This is a genomic window from Glaciecola punicea (genome assembly GCF_001756615.1).
In the GTDB taxonomy this organism is placed as follows: Bacteria; Pseudomonadota; Gammaproteobacteria; order Enterobacterales; family Alteromonadaceae; genus Glaciecola; species Glaciecola punicea.
This window is the reverse complement of the sequence record NZ_LZXY01000001.1, coordinates 107,630-128,169: the sequence shown is the minus strand read 5'-3', so window position 1 is coordinate 128,169 and position 20,540 is coordinate 107,630. Positions and strand designations below refer to the sequence as shown.

At 41.6% G+C, this 20,540-nt stretch carries 21 protein-coding genes and 2 pseudogenes; 8 read left to right on the top strand and 15 right to left on the bottom strand.

The window, feature by feature from the left end:
• Positions 1–49: 49 nt before the first annotated feature.
• Both BAE46_RS00505 and BAE46_RS15155 read right to left on the bottom strand, forming a co-directional pair.
• Entirely contained in the window at positions 50–268 is a 219-nt protein-coding gene (locus BAE46_RS00505) for a hypothetical protein (protein WP_070111490.1), read from the bottom strand.
• Between the two features lie 1,098 nt (positions 269–1,366).
• Positions 1,367–1,432, bottom strand: a pseudogene (locus tag BAE46_RS15155) (Fic family protein); the annotation flags it as partial.
• A gap of 106 nt (positions 1,433–1,538) precedes the next feature.
• Between BAE46_RS15155 and BAE46_RS00500 the strand changes: the two are divergent.
• Positions 1,539–2,084 (top strand): manganese efflux pump MntP, encoded by a 546-nt coding sequence (locus BAE46_RS00500; protein WP_006003590.1) that lies wholly within the window; start codon positions 1,539–1,541, stop codon positions 2,082–2,084.
• Positions 2,085–2,102: 18 nt separating this feature from the next.
• Here the strand turns inward: BAE46_RS00500 and BAE46_RS00495 are convergent, their stop codons facing one another.
• Positions 2,103–2,420, bottom strand: coding sequence for a DUF1840 domain-containing protein (locus BAE46_RS00495; RefSeq protein WP_070111654.1), 318 nt, complete (start codon positions 2,418–2,420; stop codon positions 2,103–2,105).
• Between the two features lie 307 nt (positions 2,421–2,727).
• On the opposite strand from BAE46_RS00495, the gene gdhA reads away from it, so the two are divergent.
• Positions 2,728–4,086, top strand: a complete 1,359-nt coding sequence (gene gdhA, locus BAE46_RS00490) for an NADP-specific glutamate dehydrogenase (protein ID WP_141567200.1) — start codon at positions 2,728–2,730, stop codon at positions 4,084–4,086.
• 52 nt (positions 4,087–4,138) lie between these two features.
• Positions 4,139–5,014: an NAD(P)-dependent oxidoreductase gene (locus BAE46_RS00485; protein ID WP_006003583.1), complete on the top strand. Its 876-nt coding sequence runs from the start codon at positions 4,139–4,141 to the stop codon at positions 5,012–5,014.
• Here BAE46_RS00485 and BAE46_RS00480 read toward each other — a convergent pair.
• From BAE46_RS00480 to BAE46_RS00460, 6 genes and pseudogenes are all read right to left on the bottom strand, one after another.
• Positions 5,007–5,198 carry a hypothetical protein gene (locus BAE46_RS00480; protein ID WP_006003581.1) on the bottom strand — a complete coding sequence of 64 codons (192 nt, stop codon included), beginning with the start codon at positions 5,196–5,198 and terminating at the stop codon, positions 5,007–5,009. The genes BAE46_RS00485 and BAE46_RS00480 overlap by 8 nt on opposite strands.
• Before the next feature lie 161 nt (positions 5,199–5,359).
• Positions 5,360–6,169: an SDR family oxidoreductase gene (locus BAE46_RS00475; protein WP_006003578.1), complete on the bottom strand. Its 810-nt coding sequence runs from the start codon at positions 6,167–6,169 to the stop codon at positions 5,360–5,362.
• Positions 6,170–6,325: 156 nt separating this feature from the next.
• Entirely contained in the window at positions 6,326–6,469 is a 144-nt protein-coding gene (locus BAE46_RS15150; protein ID WP_425307084.1) for a hypothetical protein, read from the bottom strand.
• A 22-nt stretch (positions 6,470–6,491) separates the two neighbouring features.
• Positions 6,492–7,317: pseudogene (locus BAE46_RS00470) on the bottom strand (cation transporter); the annotation flags it as partial.
• A gap of 20 nt (positions 7,318–7,337) precedes the next feature.
• Positions 7,338–8,540 (bottom strand): cation:proton antiporter, encoded by a 1,203-nt coding sequence (locus BAE46_RS00465; RefSeq protein WP_070111488.1) that lies wholly within the window; start codon positions 8,538–8,540, stop codon positions 7,338–7,340.
• 521 nt (positions 8,541–9,061) lie between these two features.
• Positions 9,062–9,511: a YaiI/YqxD family protein gene (locus BAE46_RS00460; protein WP_006003567.1), complete on the bottom strand. Its 450-nt coding sequence runs from the start codon at positions 9,509–9,511 to the stop codon at positions 9,062–9,064.
• Between the two features lie 286 nt (positions 9,512–9,797).
• Between BAE46_RS00460 and BAE46_RS00455 the strand changes: the two genes are divergently transcribed.
• Positions 9,798–10,427: a sigma-70 RNA polymerase sigma factor region 4 domain-containing protein gene (locus tag BAE46_RS00455; protein ID WP_006003565.1), complete on the top strand. Its 630-nt coding sequence runs from the start codon at positions 9,798–9,800 to the stop codon at positions 10,425–10,427.
• Positions 10,424–11,008: a DUF3307 domain-containing protein gene (locus tag BAE46_RS00450; RefSeq protein ID WP_244884967.1), complete on the top strand. Its 585-nt coding sequence runs from the start codon at positions 10,424–10,426 to the stop codon at positions 11,006–11,008. Before BAE46_RS00455 ends, BAE46_RS00450 begins: the two co-directional genes overlap by 4 nt.
• 192 nt (positions 11,009–11,200) lie before the next feature.
• Here BAE46_RS00450 and BAE46_RS14190 read toward each other — a convergent pair whose 3' ends face one another.
• The 3 genes from BAE46_RS14190 to BAE46_RS00440 are packed head-to-tail and all read right to left on the bottom strand — an operon-like array spanning position 11,201 to position 14,357.
• A complete protein-coding gene (locus tag BAE46_RS14190; RefSeq protein ID WP_081483890.1) occupies positions 11,201–11,335 on the bottom strand; it encodes a DUF2256 domain-containing protein in 135 nt (44 codons plus the stop codon).
• Complete coding sequence (locus tag BAE46_RS00445) at positions 11,322–12,860, bottom strand: cryptochrome/photolyase family protein (protein ID WP_083256749.1); 1,539 nt, start codon at positions 12,858–12,860, stop codon at positions 11,322–11,324. Before BAE46_RS00445 ends, BAE46_RS14190 begins: the two co-directional genes overlap by 14 nt.
• 48 nt (positions 12,861–12,908) lie before the next feature.
• On the bottom strand, positions 12,909–14,357 hold the full coding sequence (locus BAE46_RS00440; protein ID WP_238528935.1) for a cryptochrome/photolyase family protein: 1,449 nt from the start codon (positions 14,355–14,357) through the stop codon (positions 12,909–12,911).
• Positions 14,358–14,501: 144 nt separating this feature from the next.
• Between BAE46_RS00440 and BAE46_RS00435 the strand changes: the two genes are divergently transcribed.
• Together BAE46_RS00435 and BAE46_RS00430 are read left to right on the top strand one after the other, a co-directional pair.
• Positions 14,502–15,809 carry a DASH family cryptochrome gene (locus BAE46_RS00435; protein WP_070111487.1) on the top strand — a complete coding sequence of 436 codons (1,308 nt, stop codon included), beginning with the start codon at positions 14,502–14,504 and terminating at the stop codon, positions 15,807–15,809.
• Positions 15,800–17,302 carry a cryptochrome/deoxyribodipyrimidine photo-lyase family protein gene (locus tag BAE46_RS00430; RefSeq protein WP_083256748.1) on the top strand — a complete coding sequence of 501 codons (1,503 nt, stop codon included), beginning with the start codon at positions 15,800–15,802 and terminating at the stop codon, positions 17,300–17,302. Before BAE46_RS00435 ends, BAE46_RS00430 begins: the two co-directional genes overlap by 10 nt.
• On the opposite strand, the gene BAE46_RS00425 is transcribed toward BAE46_RS00430, so the two are convergent.
• Entirely contained in the window at positions 17,295–17,579 is a 285-nt protein-coding gene (locus BAE46_RS00425; protein WP_006003554.1) for a hypothetical protein, read from the bottom strand. The genes BAE46_RS00430 and BAE46_RS00425 overlap by 8 nt on opposite strands.
• A 149-nt stretch (positions 17,580–17,728) precedes the next feature.
• Between BAE46_RS00425 and fabA the strand changes: the two genes are divergently transcribed.
• Entirely contained in the window at positions 17,729–18,247 is a 519-nt protein-coding gene (gene fabA / locus BAE46_RS00420) for a 3-hydroxyacyl-[acyl-carrier-protein] dehydratase FabA (RefSeq protein WP_070111486.1), read from the top strand.
• 85 nt (positions 18,248–18,332) lie between these two features.
• On the opposite strand, the gene rmf is transcribed toward fabA, so the two are convergent.
• Together rmf and BAE46_RS00410 are read right to left on the bottom strand one after the other, a co-directional pair.
• On the bottom strand, positions 18,333–18,509 hold the full coding sequence (rmf, locus tag BAE46_RS00415) for a ribosome modulation factor (RefSeq protein ID WP_006003551.1): 177 nt from the start codon (positions 18,507–18,509) through the stop codon (positions 18,333–18,335).
• 381 nt (positions 18,510–18,890) lie between these two features.
• Positions 18,891–20,537, bottom strand: coding sequence for a DUF3466 family protein (locus BAE46_RS00410; RefSeq protein WP_070111485.1), 1,647 nt, complete (start codon positions 20,535–20,537; stop codon positions 18,891–18,893).
• Positions 20,538–20,540 lie beyond the last annotated feature (3 nt).

Sequence of the window (20,540 nt, the reverse complement as noted above, 5' to 3'; positions counted from 1 at the left end):
CCAGTCGAATATATAACTATTCGCTTATGTTTTGCCAAACTCTTTAGGCCTAAACCTTTCTCATTTTGTCTGATTTACTTTCTTCTAGTTTGTCAATTTCACTTTTTTTAACTGATGTTAGCACCAACAAACCTTCATCGACACTTAAGGAGATAGACATTATTTTAAGTTCATTTCTATGTTGGACATTCCCGGTGTTTGTCCAGATAGATATTTCTCTTAAATATTCAACGCCTAACCCTATATGCGCTGAAATATTTTTAATCAATGGACTTTCTAGTTTATTTTCAAATCTATCCCGTAATGTAAAGTAAACTAGTCCATTGGATGCAGCTGTATTTGTTGTCTTGGTAATACACTTAGTATTATGTTTTTTACCAAACGGGCATAACAGCTCATCTAACGTGCCATACGAGACATAAGAATCTTTGCATAAAAAAGTATAACCACCAATTACTGACGTTGGTAAGCTTTTTTTAATCTCCTAATATATTTTTATTTTAAAAATGCCACGCATCATCGAAGCATTGATAATGAAATTGAATATCGTTAAAAAAGCGTTGAAAATTGAGTAGGGTGCCTGGTTGGACTTGACCAGAACAACATACTTTGGATAGTCTATTTCGGCTGTTCTATGTAAATTAGTTGTTTACATTTCACGCAGGCGGCTGCTCAAAAATAGGCACATGACAGTGTGCAGAAGTTGCAATTTATACCTAGTTGAAGTAATCACGTCCCGTTATTACGTACTATAAAACCCACCAAGGGTCACTCACAAGATGACAGCAATATAAATCCTAAAATTATCCGACATCGGGAGCTTTCAGACCAAGTAATAAATGATTTACCGCTTGTTAATTTCAACAGATGCGTCCCTTAAAACCCACAATTTTGTGATACTAAAATCCTAAGGCTCAGAATTACTGTCATTTTCACTTAATAACGCTCCTAACCAATTGAATTTTATCTATTTAATTCAGATTAATTACAGGCACTTTTATTTAAAATAGAAAATAGATGAGTAAAAAAGAGGGGAGCAATGCAATTACTGGCACTTTTACTTAATCATACGATAAATTTCACAACAGTCTCAATTGTGGATTAAACCTTGATAAGTTCTTATTTAACATAATATACATTATACGCCATTTTAATATCTGTGTATAATAACTGGAACTATTCGTGTATAACATGTGAATAAATGTAATGTTATATTAAACAATAGCCTACACATCATTAAGCAGACCAATTCATATCCTTTGAATTTTTCATGAAAGCAAAATTTTATTTATGTTCCAGCTAGGACAATACTTTATTCAGCTTTTCTAAATGCAGCAAATCGCCAGCTGCAAACATTTGTATTTATTCATAAAGCGTGTCCAGATATTGCTTGTGCCATTCTACCGTTGCCGTCTGCAAACGGATGATTACATCATTAATACCCACATCATTTACGCATAGTTTCGGTTATACTTTGTTAAAGTGTAATAAAATCTAACATCTAAAAAATCACAACATGAAAATAACAAATAGTCACCATGATTGACGTCATAACCCTTGCTGTTGCCTTGAGTATGGATGCATTTGCAGTCTCGTTAACGATAGGCGTCCGCGATATCACTCGCGTGCGAAAATTAGCATGGCTTGCAGCTCTATATTTTGGGGCGTTTCAAGGGATCATGCCCCTGTTTACTTACTTTGGCGGTATCGCAATATTAGCTTGGCTTGGCAGTTTTGCTCAGTGGATAGCATTTATATTGCTGGTCATTATTGGTCTTAAAATGATTTATGAAGCTATCTTTTTTGCAGATAAAAATAGCTCGACATCGCGCACATATTCTCACTATGCCTTGTTACTACTGGCAGTTGCCACAAGTATAGATGCTCTCGCCGCAGGCTTTACACTCACAGTAATGAGCGCGAACGGTGTTTACGCCTGTTTATTATTAGGCATTACTGCGTTTATATTCAGTTATGTAGGTGTACACTTAGGCCAACGAACTTCTAATTGGTTGGGTAATAAGGCTGAACTTTTTGGGGGTATTGTGCTAGTTTTACTTGGATGTAAAGTGCTGCTGCTATGACGTACATTTAATGAGAATTTAGCGCTTATCGACCCACATTACGCTAGTCTCGTCACGAATTGCCGCTTTCAGCAAATCAATTAATGGCAGAGAACGCTTGGATAAACTGACATCAAAAGTTTCATCGTCACTGTCTTGTTCCTGCTCTTGTGATTGTGCAGATTCCTTAACTAATTCAATCTCAGCTTCGAGTTTCGCTAGCGCGGCAGGGACATCTTGCGCATAAAACGCGCCTGGTACTTTACCACTGTGCCCCATAAATTTAAGTAAGTTAACGGCCACATCGCCGAACATTGTTATGTCACCGTGCGAACGATTAGAAAAAGTGACTAGCATAATGGGTTCTCCTGCTTGTATGGTGTTATAATTGCGATGAATTTTACGGTTAAAGATTAACACAAAAACTATAGTCGCACCGCCTAATTACTTAATCAGCGTCGTGTCTAAGGTCATTATTTACCGAAAACTGATATTTTTTTTACATAGTGTCAACTTATTAAAATAATACAATGTGTAATCAAAATATCTACTATAGTAATCTTTTCCAACAATAATGCGCGCTCAATTATCTTTTTATCGATTTATTACACGCAAATTGACCGCTGTTTTAACCAACACCTCAAGGTGCAATAAAGTAGGCATAATGACAAATAACCCATCGGTAAAAAATACCATTAACGCATTTATTCAACGCGTTAAAGACAGTAACCCTAACGAACCCGAGTTTTTACAAGCAGTAGACGAAGTAGCCAACAGTATCATTCCCTTTATTCATGCAAATGAAAAATATCGGGGAAATCATATTCTTGAAAGAATGGTCGAGGCAGAACGCATTATTATTTTCAGGGTGCCGTGGGTAGACGATATCGGTAACGTTCAGGTTAATCGAGGCTACAGAGTGGAAATGAACAGCGCAATTGGCCCCTTTAAAGGCGGCTTGCGTTTTCACCCTTCAGTTAATTTAAGCGTGCTAAAGTTTTTAGCCTTTGAGCAAGTCTTTAAAAATAGCTTAACCACCCTTCCCCTTGGCGGTGCTAAAGGCGGATCAAATTTCGATCCAAAAGGAAAGTCAGACAACGAAGTAATGCGTTTTTGCCAAAGCTTCATGACCGAACTTTTCCGTCATATTGGGCCTAACACCGACATTCCTGCGGGCGATATTGGCGTTGGCGGACGCGAGATCGGCTATCTTTTTGGTCAGTACAAACGCATAAAGAATGAGTTTACGGGAGTAATAACTGGTAAAAGCTTGTCTTACAGCGGCTCGTTAATTAGGCCAGAGGCAACGGGTTATGGATGCATATTCTTTGTTGTGGAAATGCTAAAGACTAAGCAGCAAACGCTCAATGATAAGGTGGTTGTTATTTCAGGATCGGGCAACGTTGCTCAATTTTCCTGCAAAAAAGCGATAGAGCTTGGCGCTAAAGTAGTCACAATGAGCGACTCTTCTGGCTATATTTATGATGAGGATGGTATAGATGACGAAAAGCTCAATTTTATAATGAATTTAAAAAATAACAAACGTGGACGTATCAAAGAATATACAGACACTTTTGATGCAAAGTACGTGGCAAACGCACGACCATGGTCAGTAAGCTGCGACATTGCAATTCCCTGCGCTACTCAAAACGAGCTAAATAAAGAAGAAGCGCAAGCACTTATAGATAACGGCTGTATATTAGTAGCAGAAGGGGCAAACATGCCCTGCACGCCCAATGCTGTCCGTCTTCTTCATAGTCACAAAATAGCATTTGCTCCAGGCAAAGCCTCTAATGCAGGCGGCGTTTCAGTATCTGGTTTAGAAATGAGCCAAAACTCAATTGGATACAGTTGGACGGCTGAAAAACTAGAAGAACGTTTGCTCAATATAATGAAGGAAATCCATAAACAGTGTGTCAAATATGGAAAAGGCGATGACGAATATATTGACTATGTGAAAGGCACCAACATAGCTGGCTTCGTTAAGGTAGCTGACGCGATGATTGCGCAGGGAGTCGTGTAGCTTATATAGAATAACTATTATTTCACGTTATTTACGATAAAAAGGATATTAAATGAAAGTTTCGTTTATTGGTTTAGGCGCGATGGGTTTTCCTATCGCAGGTCATTTAGCAAGCGCCGGGCATGACGTTACGGTTTATAACCGTACCAGCAGTAAATCTCAATCATGGCTTTCAAGCTACAGCGGACATAGCAAGGCGACTCCCGCATTAGCATGTGAACACGCCCAAGTGGTATTTTTGTGTGTTGGCAACGATTTTGACGTTAAAGAAGTTGTGCTAGGAAAAGATGGTGTACTTGCCTCTATGACCAGCAACAGTATTTTGGTTGACCATACCACCACTTCTGCCGAGCTTGCGCGCGAATTAGCGCACGCCTGCGGCGATAAAGGCATAAGCTTTTTAGACGCACCCGTGTCTGGCGGTCAAGCCGGTGCACAAAATGGTAAACTGACGGTTATGCTGGGCGGTGATCAGCGGCATTATGACGCTATTATTGCGCTTTTAAATTGTTATAGCCAAAAGCATCAGCTTATGGGCCCTGTTGGCGCAGGCCAGTTAACTAAAATGGTCAATCAAATATGCATAGCCGGTGTGGTTCAAGGTTTGTCTGAAGCCCTTCATTTTGCCCAAAATGCTGAATTAGAAGTAGACAAAGTCATAGACGTTATTAGCAAAGGCGCTGCGCAAAGCTGGCAAATGGAGAATAGGTGGTCCACCATGATAAAAGGAGAGTTTGATTTTGGCTTTGCAGTAGACTGGATGCGCAAAGACTTAGGTATTGTGCTAGACGAGGCTAAAAGAAATAAAAGCGCCCTGCCAGTTACTGCCCTCGTAGATCAGTTTTATGCGCAGGTTCAGGCCCGCGGCGGCAATCGCTACGACACCTCTAGCCTAATTAGTTTACTCAATAAGCCAAAATCTACTTAAGGCCATTGCTCAAAGTCAATGCGCCTCTTACGTCGCCTAATACATGTCCAGTTGCAAGATCATTAGGATATAGCGCATTGAAGCCATGCAGTGTTTGTATTTCCCAAGCGTCAGCTTTATTGTTTTCGTTGCGGGTTTGTAGACTCGTCCTAGCGACTTTCCAACCGTCGGTAGATAAAGTCAAATATGCGCCATAAAACGCTTATAACTATTAATCCCGATCATTGAAGTAACCACAGTGCCATCGCCATGAGTATAGATGCATTTGCAGTTTCCTTGAACATAGATGTTCACAATTTGCATCAAGTTGATAAATTAGCATATTTAGCGTCAATAAAGCTTATATTAGCGAGATGGAACAATAAGACAATCTGCACTAGCGTCTCCAAGTTCTGTGCCTCCATCTACTGTCATAATAGTCCCATTTATATAGCGACCCATGTCACTGGCAAGATATATTGCGGCATCGGCTATGTCTTTGGTCTCACCAAACCGCTTGCTAGCAATCTGGCCCACCATTGTTGCTTTCGCTTCAGGCGTAGGTGCTAATCGCTCGGCGCCCTCAGTGCCATTGATTGGCCCTGGCGAAATGCCATTGACCGTAATGCCAGATGCACCCCATTCAAGTGCTAAGCATTTAATCATCATATTAATACCGGCTTTGGCTGCACAAACATGAACCTGAAACGGCATTGCTGTTACTGCCTGTGGAGCCGTTATCGCGATTAATGAAGCACCTTTGTTAATATGCTTGAAGCCTAAATGAAACACATTATATGTGCCAAGCAGATCGATATCGACAACCGTCTTAAAACCCTTTGGTGAGATCCCCAAAGCCGGTGCTGGAAAGTTCCCAGCGGCACCAGAAATTAAACAGTCAATTTTGCCCAGTTGTGAAACACAAGACTGTAAAGCCATCTCTACTTGTTCGGGATCTCTAACATCACCAGACAGGGCTATTGCATTGTGCCCACTAGCATTTTCAACGCTTTGGGTAATCTCTTGCGCGGCTGCCTGCGCCTTGTCTGAGTTTCGGCCAAGTACAGCCACCTTCGCACCTACTGCTGCCATACCCTTGGCTATCCCAAGATTTATACCGCTGGTACCGCCAGCAATAAAAACCACTTTATCTTTTAGAGTTGATGAATCAAACATATTGATTTGCTCCTTTGTGCGAGTTTTAAAAATTGCATATTAACTGACATTGTGCACATTATAGACTAATTGCTTCTTTGGCGAGACATTTTAAGTCCCGCCTAATTAACGCTGTTTTTCTAATCCTAAGTGTGGATTATTGACATTACTACTCGACTACTCAACTCCCCAAGGTTCACTTCCAAATAAAAGCGAGCTGTTATCTAAAGTGGCCTGTACGCCTTGCCCTGCAGTTGACATAAAATCGCTAATGATTCGCGGATCTATGCCCTGCTCTTTAGCGCTATCAACAATTGCCATTGCCAGTGAATGTTCCGAGCCTACTCGAAACCATGGCAAAAGCAATACTGGGTGTTGGCCCAAAGTTCAGCCAAGCCATTGCGCTTAATACCGCGATAATCTTGATAGTAGGGACAAAGAAGGCGGAAATAACATCCGCTAAGCGTCCAATAGGCGGTTTAGAATTTTGGGCTCGTTTTACCTCGCACTTTAACTTCAAGCGCTAAGCCAAGATTAATGAGGCCTATTATCATGGCGCTCACTTCAAAGTAAACATGGCGCGCCATTAGTGGCAGCAAATCAGGCAAGGCAACCACCATCATTGAGTATAACCAAGCGATTCCCGTGCCAAGCGCGATTAACGTATCCATATTAGCAGAATGATTTTTAAACGAATGATAGGCTCCCACATAAAAATGGCGGCCTGGAAATACCATAACCGCCAATGTTAATAGACCAACTACAAACCACGCGAGTCTTTCGGTATTCGTGTTGACGGTCATTTCGCCAATAGTGAACCCATAAATCATGAGCGGTACGCCCAGCAGCAGTGCCAGTGACATATCACGCATTAGCTCTTTATAGTATTGAGCGTCTACTTTGTCTTTTTCATCAATCGCTTCTTCTGACTCGCTAGTGTCAATCTTTGCGTTATAACCTGCTATTTCTATAGATGAAATTAATGAAGCATCGGCTACATTGCACACCACCGTGACGGTTCTTTGTGCAAAATTCATTTGGGCACTTTGCACACCTTGTATATTACTCAACGCCTTTTCAATTTTACTCACGCAGCTGGCGCAACTTGCGCCTTCAACAATAAGACGATGTTCTAACTGGTCTTTGCCAGTACTGCTATGGTTTTTCATAAAATGCTCCTTTTAACACATTAGCGACGTTTCTTGGCCGTAAATTGTCCGTAGCGTTTGGCTAAAAAAACCGCTGACATACCGTGCAGTAGTGTACTCATCCAAACTGCATTAATGGCAACAACCAATACCGCCTGACTATGCTCTGGTAATATTTCACGCGACACTAACAAAGCAAACAAAGCGGTGGCTAAGCCTCTTGGGCCAAACCAGCCCATGAACAAACGCGTGACAGGTTTGGTTTTAGATCCTAATAATGATATGTAGATGGCGATGGGACGCACAAAAAACAAGCTCACAAGAATAAATCCGGCTACCGGTAACGTGAGCTGATCTATAGCTTGCGGTAACAGACCAATGCCAATGGCCGTAAATGCAGCCCAAACCAATATTTGTCCTTCAGATTCAGTAAATTTATAAATGAATCGACAGTGTCCTTTAACTAATTGACCAAAGGTAAGGCCAGCCACAAAAGCAGATATAAACTCGTTGCCACCCAACATAGTAGCGCTTAAATAAGCGGTGCCACTTAAGGCCAGTACACCAATACTTTCAAAAATACTGGAGGAAAACTTGTGCGATTCACCAAATAAAAACACGCGTCCGCAAACGTAACCCACTGCTGCACCAACGCAAACACCAATAAGAATTTGGCTACCGCCTTGGGCCAACCACTTAATATAATTGCTTGATTGTGTTTCATGCAGGGTTAAAAAACTGGCAAAAAATAAAATGACCGGTAGCGCAAGGCCGTCGTATAAGCCACTTTCAACCGACAAGGTTTGGCGCTCATTTTCAGGTACTATGTTGTTAGTGATAACCGCCTGACTAAGGGCGGCATCGGTAGGTGCAAGTATGGCTGCGCAAAGTGCTATAAGTGCTAGTGACCATGTAGGAAAAAACAACATACCGACCAAAGTGCCTAGCAAAACGGCAAACGGTAAACCAATTGTCAACATGCGCAGAGGTAAGCTATTTTCTTTTTGTAAGTGTCTCAGGTTTACCTGTGATGCATCTAAAAATAAAAGCACAACAAGCGCGACTTCGGCTGTTAGGTATAGCACTTCGTCAAAATCGTTTACTTGCAAAATACCAAAGTAGGACACACAAAAACCAAGGGTGATGAACACCATTGGCGCGGTAATAACCGTTGAAGATAAGCGTTTAGCCAGCATTGAATAACCGCCTACGCAAACCAATATGACCAAAATACCCATTTCCATTGGCTAAATTACCTTAAAATATGTGTGGTGATATAATATAATTATGAACACTTTCAGTGGGTCTTCTATACTATTGATGGTATCAAAGAAATGACGTTAATAATGCGTAATTGGCGCATTATTAACAATTGAAAAAAGTAAACATTTATACTGATGGCTTAGTCTGCTTAGAAAAAACAGAACCGGGCACCAAGTGGTGAAAGCAGATTGAATTAAATTTAGCGAGATAAACGTCGTAAATTAAATCGAGTTAGGACGTTGAATTTTCTGCAGTAAAAGAGAAGGCAAAATCTTTATATCTATCAGTAACCTTAAGGCCTTTTTACTATTCATTAAATTTGTCCATCTGTAAAGTAGAAAGCAACAATACTACATTAGACTGCTCTATCGCGGTTGCTTACCTAAACTGGCTTTGTGCAGCTTTACCGCTTTTTTCTGCGCTTTTAATACCGATGTTTATGATACTGGCAGGCAGTTTCAGCCCATCGCTTTTGCTAGGCTGCTGCTTAACCCACAATACGCTAACGCGCGATGCTTGCTAAAAAACGGTCAAGATGCCCGGCAAACTCTTTGCGTTCGCGTTGGCTCATAGGCGGTGGCCCGCCAGTTTGCACGCCGCTTGCGCGCATTGTATCCATAAAATCGCGCGTGGTTAAGCGCCCCTTTATATTTTCTTTATCGAGCACTTCGCCGCGCGGAGAGAGCACCAAGCCGTCTTTGGCAATAACGTCTGCTGCTAACGGTATATCAGACGTTATTATCAAGTCATTTGCTTGGGCTCTTTCAACTATTTCGTCGTCGGCAATATCAAATCCTCCAGGCACCTGTATGAACTGAATATTGCTGCTAGGCGGTATTTTCATCGCATGATTGGCGATTAATAGTAGCGATATTCCGGTGCGCTGCGCTGCTTTAAATAATATTTCTTTAATGACAACTGGGCAAGCGTCTGCATCAACGATAATTTTCATAAATTTTACTGTTGTAGAGGTATGGCTTAGTTAAAGTATACAATAATGATGCTGCGATGACTTGTTAAAGCAGTAATATGCGAAATGAATACTAAGTACGCTCGTTTGCACACTCAACAATTACAATATTTTTGCTTTTACCACTTGCACTTAGCCTAAAAAGTTAGCTAGCTTGTGATGCAATCTAAATCAATTGCGTATGGTAAAGCAATTATTTTCGTTTGCACCTAGTGTCGCCTTATTGCATACTCAGTATGTAGCGTAAAATGTAAATAGAGTAACAAGAATGAAAAACCTTATAGCAGTCGAAACCAGCGATCTGGTGGGTTCAACCTCAATACCAGTGGATCAACTGGCATTAACAATGGCTTCTTTAAAAAAATGTCTAGGTAATATTCAAACAGAACAAGACAGTCTTATTGAGTTCTACCGAGGTGACGCATTTCAAATTATGTACCCTAATGCCGTTTCCTCACTGCGCAGTTCGCTGCTATTAAAACTCTTTATGTTGTCGACTCTTAACGTTCCTGTCAATATTACCCAATCTTTGGCACTTGGCTTTATTAGTACGCCTGTGACTAGCCTGCATGATAGAATGGACGATGTATTTGTGCAGTCCGGGCGTAAATTAGACAGCGTAAACAGCGCAGAACTAGGCGTGTATGTAGAGTCCTTTAATCGCGCGTCTTATTTGAGTTTGGCTTTTTTAAATCGGATTCTTACTGGGCTATCGGCCAAGCAGGCGCTGGTTATTTACTGGTACATTAAGCACGATTTTCCTGAACAAAAAAAAATTGCCTCCTTACTTGATATGTCGCGGCAAAATGTTAACGCGCATCTGCTGCGTGGTAATGCCGATTTAATCAAACAATTTATATATTATTTTGAAGACAACGTAAAGGAGCTGATTTTATGATGTTATTTGCCTGCTTAGTGCTAGCACATATTGTGGCCGATTTTTATCTACAGCCTTATTCGTGGATAATGGATAAAGTAAAATATAAGATAAAATCGGTGGGCCTACTCAAGCACATGAGCGTGCATACCTTGCTTACCTTTACTGCTTTATATGTTGGCGGTGTAGCGCTGTCGAGCGAATTGGCCTTAGCCTTGCTCATTATTATTGTGACTCACTACATGATTGACATATGGAAAACCTATATGGGCTTTACGACTAAATATTTTGTGTTAGACCAAACGGGCCATTTACTCATCTTGCTAGGTGTCAGCTTGTGGCTGTCGGGAATAACGTTTGCCAGTATACTAAGCTTCATGCAAACGCAATTTACCATCGGTGTTTTCGCTATCATTATTGGCTATCTGCTCGCTTATAAGCCACTGTCAATCCTAATTCAACTGCTATTAAGACCCTACCTTCAACAGTTTGAAGCAGCAACTCAAGAAAACTCAGGCTTACAAACCGCGGGGGAATACATAGGAGCACTCGAGCGATTTTTAATTATTACTTTTTTTTATTGGGTCAATTTGCCGCAATAGGTTTTTTATTAGCCGCCAAAAGTGTCTTTAGATTTGGCGATATGCGCCGTCAAAACGACAGAAAATTAACTGAGTATATTATGCTAGGGACTTTATTGAGCTTTAGTTTTGCCTTGTTAGTGGGCCTTAGTATAAAAAATCTATTTTAATCTTGCTCATTGGCATGATTATCCTGTCAAAAACGAAAAGTAGTCATCCCCGCTTATTGCGCCTACATCTTTGGGAGCAATATTTCACGCTGTCCCAGTTTCGCTCCCACTTCTTACGCCACGTAAAGGGCAAGGAACAAACCAAGCAGGTTTTAGTGGGTAAATCAGACTTTTTCATTCTGTTCTAATTTAATGATGAACTTGTCGGCGTCGTCTAGCATATGGCTTAGCTTGGTTTGGTCCATTTTTGCCATAGTACGATATATCATGGCCATTCGTGGATTTTTCTCAAACTTATCTTTATGTTTATTAATAAAGCCCCAGTACAAGTAGTTGAAAGGACAGGCCTGCGGACCGGTTTTTTCTTTCACACTGTAGTGGCAATGGCTACAGTAATTAGACATTTTATTAATATATGAACCACTTGCCGCATAAGGCTTACTGGCCAAATGACCGCCGTCGCTGTATAAGATCATGCCGCTTACATTGGGCAATTCTACCCATTCGTAAGCATCGGCATATACAATCAGATACCACTCGTTTACCTGCTCAGGATCAAGCCCTGCCAATAAAGCGAAATTACCCAGTACCATGAGTCTTTGGATATGATGAGCGTAGGCATGCTCTTTAGTTTGCTTTACACACTGGCTCAAACAATTCATGTCGGTTTTACCGTCCCAGTAAAACTCGGGAAGCGCGTTTACCGCCTGCAAATAGTTATCCGTTTTTAGGCCTGGCATAAAGTACCAATAAAAACCGCGCATGTACTCACGCCATCCGAGTATTTGCCGAATAAAACCTTCCACTGAATTAATGGGCGCATGCCCGCTATAATAAGCCTCCTGCGCCGCCAGTATTGCTTCTTCAGGGTGCAGCATGCCTGCGTTTATGTAAAACGAAACATGTGAGTGATACATCCACGCTTGATCCTGCACCATAGCGTCTTGGTAAGTCCCGAACTTGGGCAGCCTATCGGCTATAAACACCTTTAGCACTTCTAAGGCTTGCTCTCTGGTAACCGCATAATGAAAGTCGTTAATATCGCCAAAGTGATCGCCAAACTCTTCTTTCACTAAAGCGATGACGTCTTTAGTCATTGCATCTGGGGGGAACGTAGTTGGCTCGGGCGGTGATAAGTTTTTAGGTAACTTTTCTCGGTTGTCAGCGTCAAAGTTCCATTTTCCGCCTACGGGCTGCTTATCATCCATCAGAATATTAAAACGCCTTCTCACCTCACGATAAAAAAACTCCATACGGTACTGTTTTTTACCTTCTGCCCAATCAGTAAAATCCTGTTCACTGGCCATAAAGCGATTGTCATCTCTTACCACCACAGGAATGTTAAGCTTTGCAGTCCACGTCTCAACATCTTGAAATAGTCTATATTCACCAGGTTTAGCTAGCACCACCTTCTCAATGCCGAGCTGTTTCACCATGTATTGTACCTGAGCGAACAGCGAGCCTTGGTTGTTTTCATCGTTGTAGTGAACGTACTCGACTTTATAACCATTATCTTGCAGGGATATGGCAAAGTGACGCATAGCACTAAACAAAAATGCAATTTTGGCTTTGTGATGCTTTACATAGGTGGCTTCTGCTTTCACCTCGCACAATAATACCGTGTCGGTTTGTTTATTGATGCTGCTTAATGAAGACATGTTTAGGCTAAGGTGATCGCCTAATAACAAGCAAAGGGTTGACATAATTACGCTCCGAAGATTACGGCAAATGGGCTATTGAATTAATACTGTTTACTTAATCGTCTTGTACGCATCGAGTGCTCTTACACGAGATTTTTTTAAGTCAACAATCGGTTTTGGATAGTCTTTACCCAACACAATATTGGCAGATAAAAGCTCTTGTTCACTGGCTTCCCAAGGTTTATGCAGAAACTTTTTGCCAAGCTTGCTTAGTTCCGGGCAATATTTTTTAACATAAGCGCCTTCTTTATCGAACTTTTCACCCTGTAAAATAGGATTGAATATTCTAAAGTAAGGAGAGGCATCTGCGCCAGAGCCAGCGACCCATTGCCAACCGGCTGAATTACTCGCTGAATCTGCGTCTAACAAACAGTCCCAAAACCACCGCTCTCCTTCACGCCAGTCAATTAACAGGTTTTTGACTAAGTATGACGCGACTATCATACGCACTCTATTATGCATATAGCCGGTTTGGTAAAGTTCTCGCATACCCGCATCCACAATAGGCACGCCGGTTTTTCCCTGTTGCCAAGCACGCAAACCCTCTTTGTCTTGCACCCACGGAAAGTTATCGAATTTCGTGTTGAAGTTTCTATTTTGAATATCGTTAAAATGAAATAGCAAATAGTAAGAGAATTCTCGCCAGCCAAGCTCACTTAAGTAGACGTACACTCCCTTATTTTCGCGACTGCCATTAAAGGCGTCGTGCACTGCATACCATGCTTGATTTGGCGATATCAAACCAAAATGAAAATACGGAGAAAGCTGTGATGTGCCGGCAACAGACGGTACGTTTCTGTCATCGTTATATTCTTCAATGGCCTGTTTAATAAAATACTCTAGCTTGCACTGCGCGCCCTGCTCACTGACATTCCACATTTCTTGCATATGCAAATCCCAGTTAACACGCGGAAGAAGGGCTAGGCTGTCAACGCCTTGATATCCCTTCACTTCGTCCATGTCATCCATGAATGATAACGGCGGTTTGCGCTGCGGATAACGGGGATCCGGGGCATTTAAGCAGCCGTTTTTATAATAAGGGGTAAATACTTTATAGGGTGTTTCATCTTTTTTCAGCACTTGCATGGGCTCCCATAGTAAGCTGCCGTTTGTGCTTAGCGCATCGCACTCACTGGCCTTGAGTGCTTTTTTAATGGCGGTGTCGCGTGCTATTGCCCAAGGCTCATACATACGATTCCAGTGCACACTAGAAATGTTATGCTGAGTGCACAACGACAGTAAAATCTCTTGTGGATCTCCGCTTAATACCAACAAATTGCCGTCCAGCGATTCCTGCAAAGCCACAAGCGCGTGATGTAGCCACCATTTAGACGCGCCGCCTAACACTGCATTTTGCGGCACGCTAGTATCATAAATATACACCGGCAATACTTTGCTTTGTTTAGCAGCCTTGATGAGTGCAGGGTTGTCTTTCACGCGTAAATCTTGTCTGAACCACATGATAGACGCTTTGTTGTTATTTTCTGGCGGACTGGGCATATTATTAGTGAACTTGTTTGGTTTTAGCTACGCTTCATAATACCCTTTTTTACTCTACACACTTTAATATAGATCGCTTAGGAGCCTAAGTTAGTAATTAAACCTCAGTGTCCAAAAATTAATAATGAAACGAAAAGAAACGATATGAAAACAAAAGCACATAAATTTGGCCTGCATTTATTCAGACACGACTTACGAATTGATGATAATGAAGCCTTACATAAACTTGTTAATGAATGCGACTACGTGGTTGCAGCCTACATATTTGACCCAGAAAATCTAAGGCGAAGCAAATATGGACACTGCCATTTAGGCAAGCATAGGCATACATTCTTAGATCAGGGCCTGCTGGCTCTTGAAGCTGCGTTAAACGATGCAAACATAGATCTGCATATGTTTAGCGGCGATCCCGTTAGAAGTATAAGCGAACTTATCAATAACAATAATATAGACTGCATCAGTTTTGAGCATCACTATGGTTTTAATGAACAAAAGCAAATTGCGCAATTGCGAAAATTGCACCCTAAAACCCATCTTATTGATGGGCAAAGTCATTATTTACTTATGCACGATGCACTGCCCTTCGATATGGCAGACATGCCCGATGTTTTCTCACCATTTCGGCGAAAGGTAGAAAAGAATCTGACTGTTCGCAAGCATCTGCAAGAATATTTAAAAGAGGAATTTAATCAAAAGCTTAGCCAAACGCTAAGTGTACACAAGTCCTTATTAAACACTGAGCCGCTTGTAAGCTACAAGCCAAAACACACAAGCAGCAAAAATGGATATACAGGCGGTGAAGAAAATGCAAGAGCCCGCATAAACGACTATTTCTTTAATACCGACTCAATAGCAAGCTATAAAGAAACCAGAAATGGCTTAGACGGCTGGGATTTTTCAAGTCGCTTTTCAGCCTACCTCGCCGCAGGTTTCGTATCACCCGCCTACATCAATCAGCAGTTAACAAAGTATGAAGCCCAGCGCGTAAAAAACGACTCCACCTATTGGCTATTCTTTGAATTACTGTGGCGTGAATTTTTTCATCTGCAGGCAAAAAAACAAGCTGGCTTATTTTTCAATTTTGGCGGCATACAAAACAAACCGCCCGCCGTTATGCATAACGACGCTGCTTTTATGCAGTGGAAAGACGGCACTACCGCCTACCCTATTGTCAATGCTGCAATGAAACAGCTTGCCGCTACCGGTTTTATGTCGAACCGCTCGCGCCAGCTAGTGGCAAGCTGCTTTGTGCATGAACTACAGTTAGATTGGCGCTACGGTGCGGCTTACTTTGAAGAAGTATTAATAGATTTTGACGTTGCCAGCAATTATGGCAATTGGCAGTATTTGGCTGGCGTAGGCAGCGATCCTCGCGGACATCGCCAATTTAATCTGGCGAAGCAGACTGAAATTTACGATCCGAAAGGAGCTTTCATCTCTAAATGGCAGTAGCAAGCACAATGCAAGGTTCACACGCAAACACTAGTGATACTTTTTCACTGGTATGGTTGAAGCGGGATTTGAGGCTGCGTGATCATAAGCCACTTGTTGATGCAATTACCTTGGGCAAGCCCATTGTAATTGCTTATGTTATTGAGCCCTTACAATTAGCAGACCCGCATATGGACCTGCGTCATTGGCGCTTTATTTGTGAGTCTATCGCTGATCTAAATCAACAGTTATTACCCTTTAACATCACAGTGAGCATCTTTCAAAAAGATATGCTTAGCATAGTAGAAGCCCTTACCCATCAAGGCTTGAGCCATATATTTAGCCATCAAGAAATAGGCTTACAAACAAGTTACTTACGCGATATTGAGCTTGAGAAATGGTGCAAACAGCACCATGTTAAATGGCAAGAGTCGGCTTATAGCGCGGTTAAACGTCCCTTGCACCATAGATATGCCTGGCGAAAGCACTGGTATCAACAAATATCGGCGCCGGTTGTCGACCCTGTCCTTAGCGATATAAAACCTTATACAAAAAACCTCGCCTTTAGTGTGCTACTTGAGGAATTGCCGCAAGCATGGCTAACACCAGCTTCATTGTTTCAACCAGGAGGTGAAAAGCGCGCTTGGTACACTTTACACGACTTCTTCAAAGCAAGAGGCAAACGCTATTTTGGCAACATTGGCAAACCAGACGAAGCAAGAACAACATGCTCGCGCTTATCACCCTACTTAGCCTGGGGCAATATATCAATAAGGCAAGTATTTCAACAAGCCCTAGGGCACCGTCATCGCGATGGTTGGACCCGTTCTATAGAGGCGTTTTGTGCCAGACTAAGCTGGCACTGTCATTTCATACAAAAGTTTGAAAGTGAACACCACATGCAGTTTAGGCCAGTCAACAAAGCTTATGGAAAATTTGAATACGACAGTTCAACTTCAAGTCACGAACTACTAATAGCGTGGCAGCAAGGAAAAACAGGCGTTCCTATTGTAGATGCCAGCATGCGCGCACTTATCGCAACGGGCTATTTAAATTTTAGAATGCGCGCTATGGTAGTCAGCTTTCTATGTCATCACCTGAATATAGACTGGCTTCGAGGTGTTGATTACTTAGGTAAACTGTTTCTTGATTTTGAGCCTGGCATTCACTACCCACAATTTCAAATGCAGGCCGGTATTACGGGCACCAATACCATTCGCATTTATAGCCCTATCAAACAGTCGCAGGAAAAAGACCCTGATGGCGTATTCATTCGCAAATGGGTGCCCGAAATTGCCAGTTTGCCTAATCACTACATTCATGAACCTGCACTTATGCCGCCCTTAGAAGCAGCTATGCACAATATTAATGTAGAGCGCGACTATTGTCTGCCGATTGTGGATGTGACCCTTGCAGCCAAAAAAGCGCGCGACAGGCTATGGGCGTTTAGAAAGCGTGACGACGTTAAACGCGAGGCAAAACGCGTGCTACGCAAGCATTCAGTACTTAACTAGAGTCTTTATTTTGCTTTGCCTTTTTTCGAACATCATCTTCTTGCAACCACTTATTTAAAAAACGGATTTGCCTGTTCCTATAAGCTGCATAGGTTATGCGTAACGAGTTAGAGATAATATCGTTATCGGTCCATCCTGTTATTTCGGCCATTTCTTTATAATTTTCCATGGCCTCAGGGGTAACATAACCGCGCACCATTTTTTTCCCCAAAGATTTCTGTCGATCTCTATAACGCTTTTGTTTTTCAGCGTTTGCTACTAACTTTTTATTTTTCATATTTGTATTAATCACCAACGGTTACTTACAGTGTAAAACAAAAATCAAATTATTTTACTTTTTTTAACTGCTCAGAGTTGTTTTGCGTACAAGTGTTCGCTAAATTAGCGCATAATTAGAATAATATAATAACTGAAAAAGAAAAGACTATGCCTATGAATCAAAACAGTTTTACACGGGAAGAATTATTGTCATGCAGCAGCGGTGAACTATTTGGACCTGGTAACAGCCAATTGCCTGCACCTAACATGCTAATGATGGACCGTATCATCAATATTAGTGAAGAAGGCGGTGAAAACGATAAAGGTTTTATTGAAGCAGAGCTTGATATTTCACCTGATCTTTGGTTCTTTGATTGCCACTTCCCAGGAGATCCGGTAATGCCGGGCTGCCTAGGACTCGACGCTATGTGGCAGCTCGTTGGTTTCTTCTTAGGCTGGACCGGTGGTCCAGGAAAAGGCAGAGCACTAGGTGTGGGTGAGGTTAAATTCACAGGTCAGATATTGCCTACCGCGAAAAAAGTCACGTACAGAATAGACTTCAAGCGCGTTATTAAACGCAGGTTGTACATGGGTATGGCTGACGGTTCGGTATCTGTAGACGGCCGCGTTATTTATACCGCAAAAGATTTAAAAGTCGGTTTGTTTCAAGATACATCAGCTTTTTAAATTTTCTGGACTTTACGTAAATGTTATGTAAAAGCCCGTCAAGACGGGCTTTTTGCTAAATGCTTTGATTACGAACTTACTGCTATTATCTGCTACTAAAGCCTAACTGACGGTCTGAGAATGCTTCTCTCCACCCGCCTAACCAATGTGATCTTGCGCTGGTCGCCTGAAATGGACAATATTCCTTAGAACGACCTACAATGCCAGCTTGATAGCCTTTTGAATGAGCTCTTATTAACTTATCTCTTTTTTGTCTTTTCATTAATAGCCTCTTTAGATTAAATAAGATTACATAAATAGAGTAGAGAATTAATATCGCTTGTTTATATGAACATTTTGAACACTAACTGCAATGTCAAAGTGTTGCCTCCACGGTTTAATAATTAAGGGTGGCAACATCAAAGCTCTACCCCTAATTGATACACTTATGTAAGCAGTTTTTCAATAAGGTAATCCCTTGAAATAACGCTAATAATGATAAGTGCCTGAAAAATATGGAAGGATCACCTTACATTATTTAGCAATAAAAAATGAAATAAATAAGCAAAATAGTTATTAAAAAATAGCAAAGCCACTGCTAGAGTGGCTTTGGGAGGAGTAGAATAAATATCCTAATATTTTCTATGTTTACAAGCTAAGCTTTTTAAATACGTCTTCTAAACACACTAATTACGAATAATCCTAATAAAGTCAAAAAACCGACACCCGCACCTTTTCGTTCAATAGCAAATATATCGTCTTCAGAAGGTCCGCATTCACTTGGCTGCCGACCAGTAGGCATTAACTTTACTGCAATGACTGTATCGACAAGGCCATCTGTTTCTTCCCCTTTCACGTTACGCGCGGGTCGTCTTACCAATGCGCTTGCAATTATTTCACCGCTGTCGTTAATATCGTCGGCCGCTACAATAGTAAAGTTTGCATCGCAGGCTAGAAGCGAGTTTAAATCTGAAAAAGTATCAGTATTAATATCATATAAAAATCCACTTTTCTGCCTCAAACCGATGCCAGCGTCTCGGTCTGCCTCTCCAACAACAAGGTTATTATTATTGATAGCTCTTGGGATTGTGGATGAGTTTACAAAAAAACCATCAACAAATGTCAAAACATCGGTCTTGCGGTCAAAAGTAAACATTTTCGTGCGCACGTCTCTGCCCACTAAATATCGCTGAAAACCGACAATAAGCCCGTTGTTATTGATACCGGTTGCAGCGTTAGGCATTAAGGCATCATCTTCAATAATGCGAATAGTTTGCCCCTTTTCAAAAATTACAGCGGTATCGTCAGTACGGTTGAAAAAAGGTGCATCGCTCACACCTACCGCAACGCCATTATCGTTAATGGCAATTGCTGATGTAGACAATGCGAGTCGTGACTCCTCTTGGGGCTCAAATACCAAGCCATAAATAGTTTTACTTATTACCGCGCCGTTTACATCTACTTGCCATACTGCTGCACGCTCCGTTGTTGCGTTACGAAAACTGTCTACGTTGCCCGATTGAATACGCAGCTTATATAAGCATGCCTCTATAGGTTCGTCTGGACGAAGTTCATCATCTGCACAATTAGCAATTACATCAACTAACACCGGTGCCGGGCCAGTACTGGTGGAGCCAGCAATTTGCAGACCAGCATTTATTGCCTGAGCGGTGCTAACCCCCCCTGCCTCTGTATTTTCTGGCACAAGTTGGGTGACAGCATTGCCTACTTGCACAAAACCGCGTGATGAAAACGTATTTAAATTATAAACTTGTTCAACACCTTCGCTATTTGTGTAAGGTATTTTAGAGAAAGGGCCCGCCATTGTGCCAACAATGTGTGTACCGTTTACCGAATCTCCGACTAACGAGCGTTGGGCAAACGAAAAACCATTCGTGGCATCGGCGATTTCATCTAAGCCGCTAACATAATTCAAGCTGGTGCCATCGCTTGAGTAGACAAGCTCTGTGGCTAGTTTTTGACCAAATAAGGAGTTTTGCTGATTTGCGTTTTGAGCAACAAGAAAAGTGGCTATAAGCTTATAGTCTTCTTCTTCAAAGTCACCTCGCGCTGCACCTTGGGGATCATTTAGCATCGTAAAAATCGACAAATCGATTAATGACAAGTCAATAGGCGGATTAAAGGGTCGAACGGCTGTCGTTAACACCAAGCCTGTTTCGTCTATAGCACTGCCAAATTGATTTAATGACATGCTAGCGCCTGGCAGTTCGACCACTTCATACGAAGCTGAATTTGCCAGTAAAGGTAAACTACTTAGCATTAACAAAGCTGTTATGCGGTTTAATTTCATGAA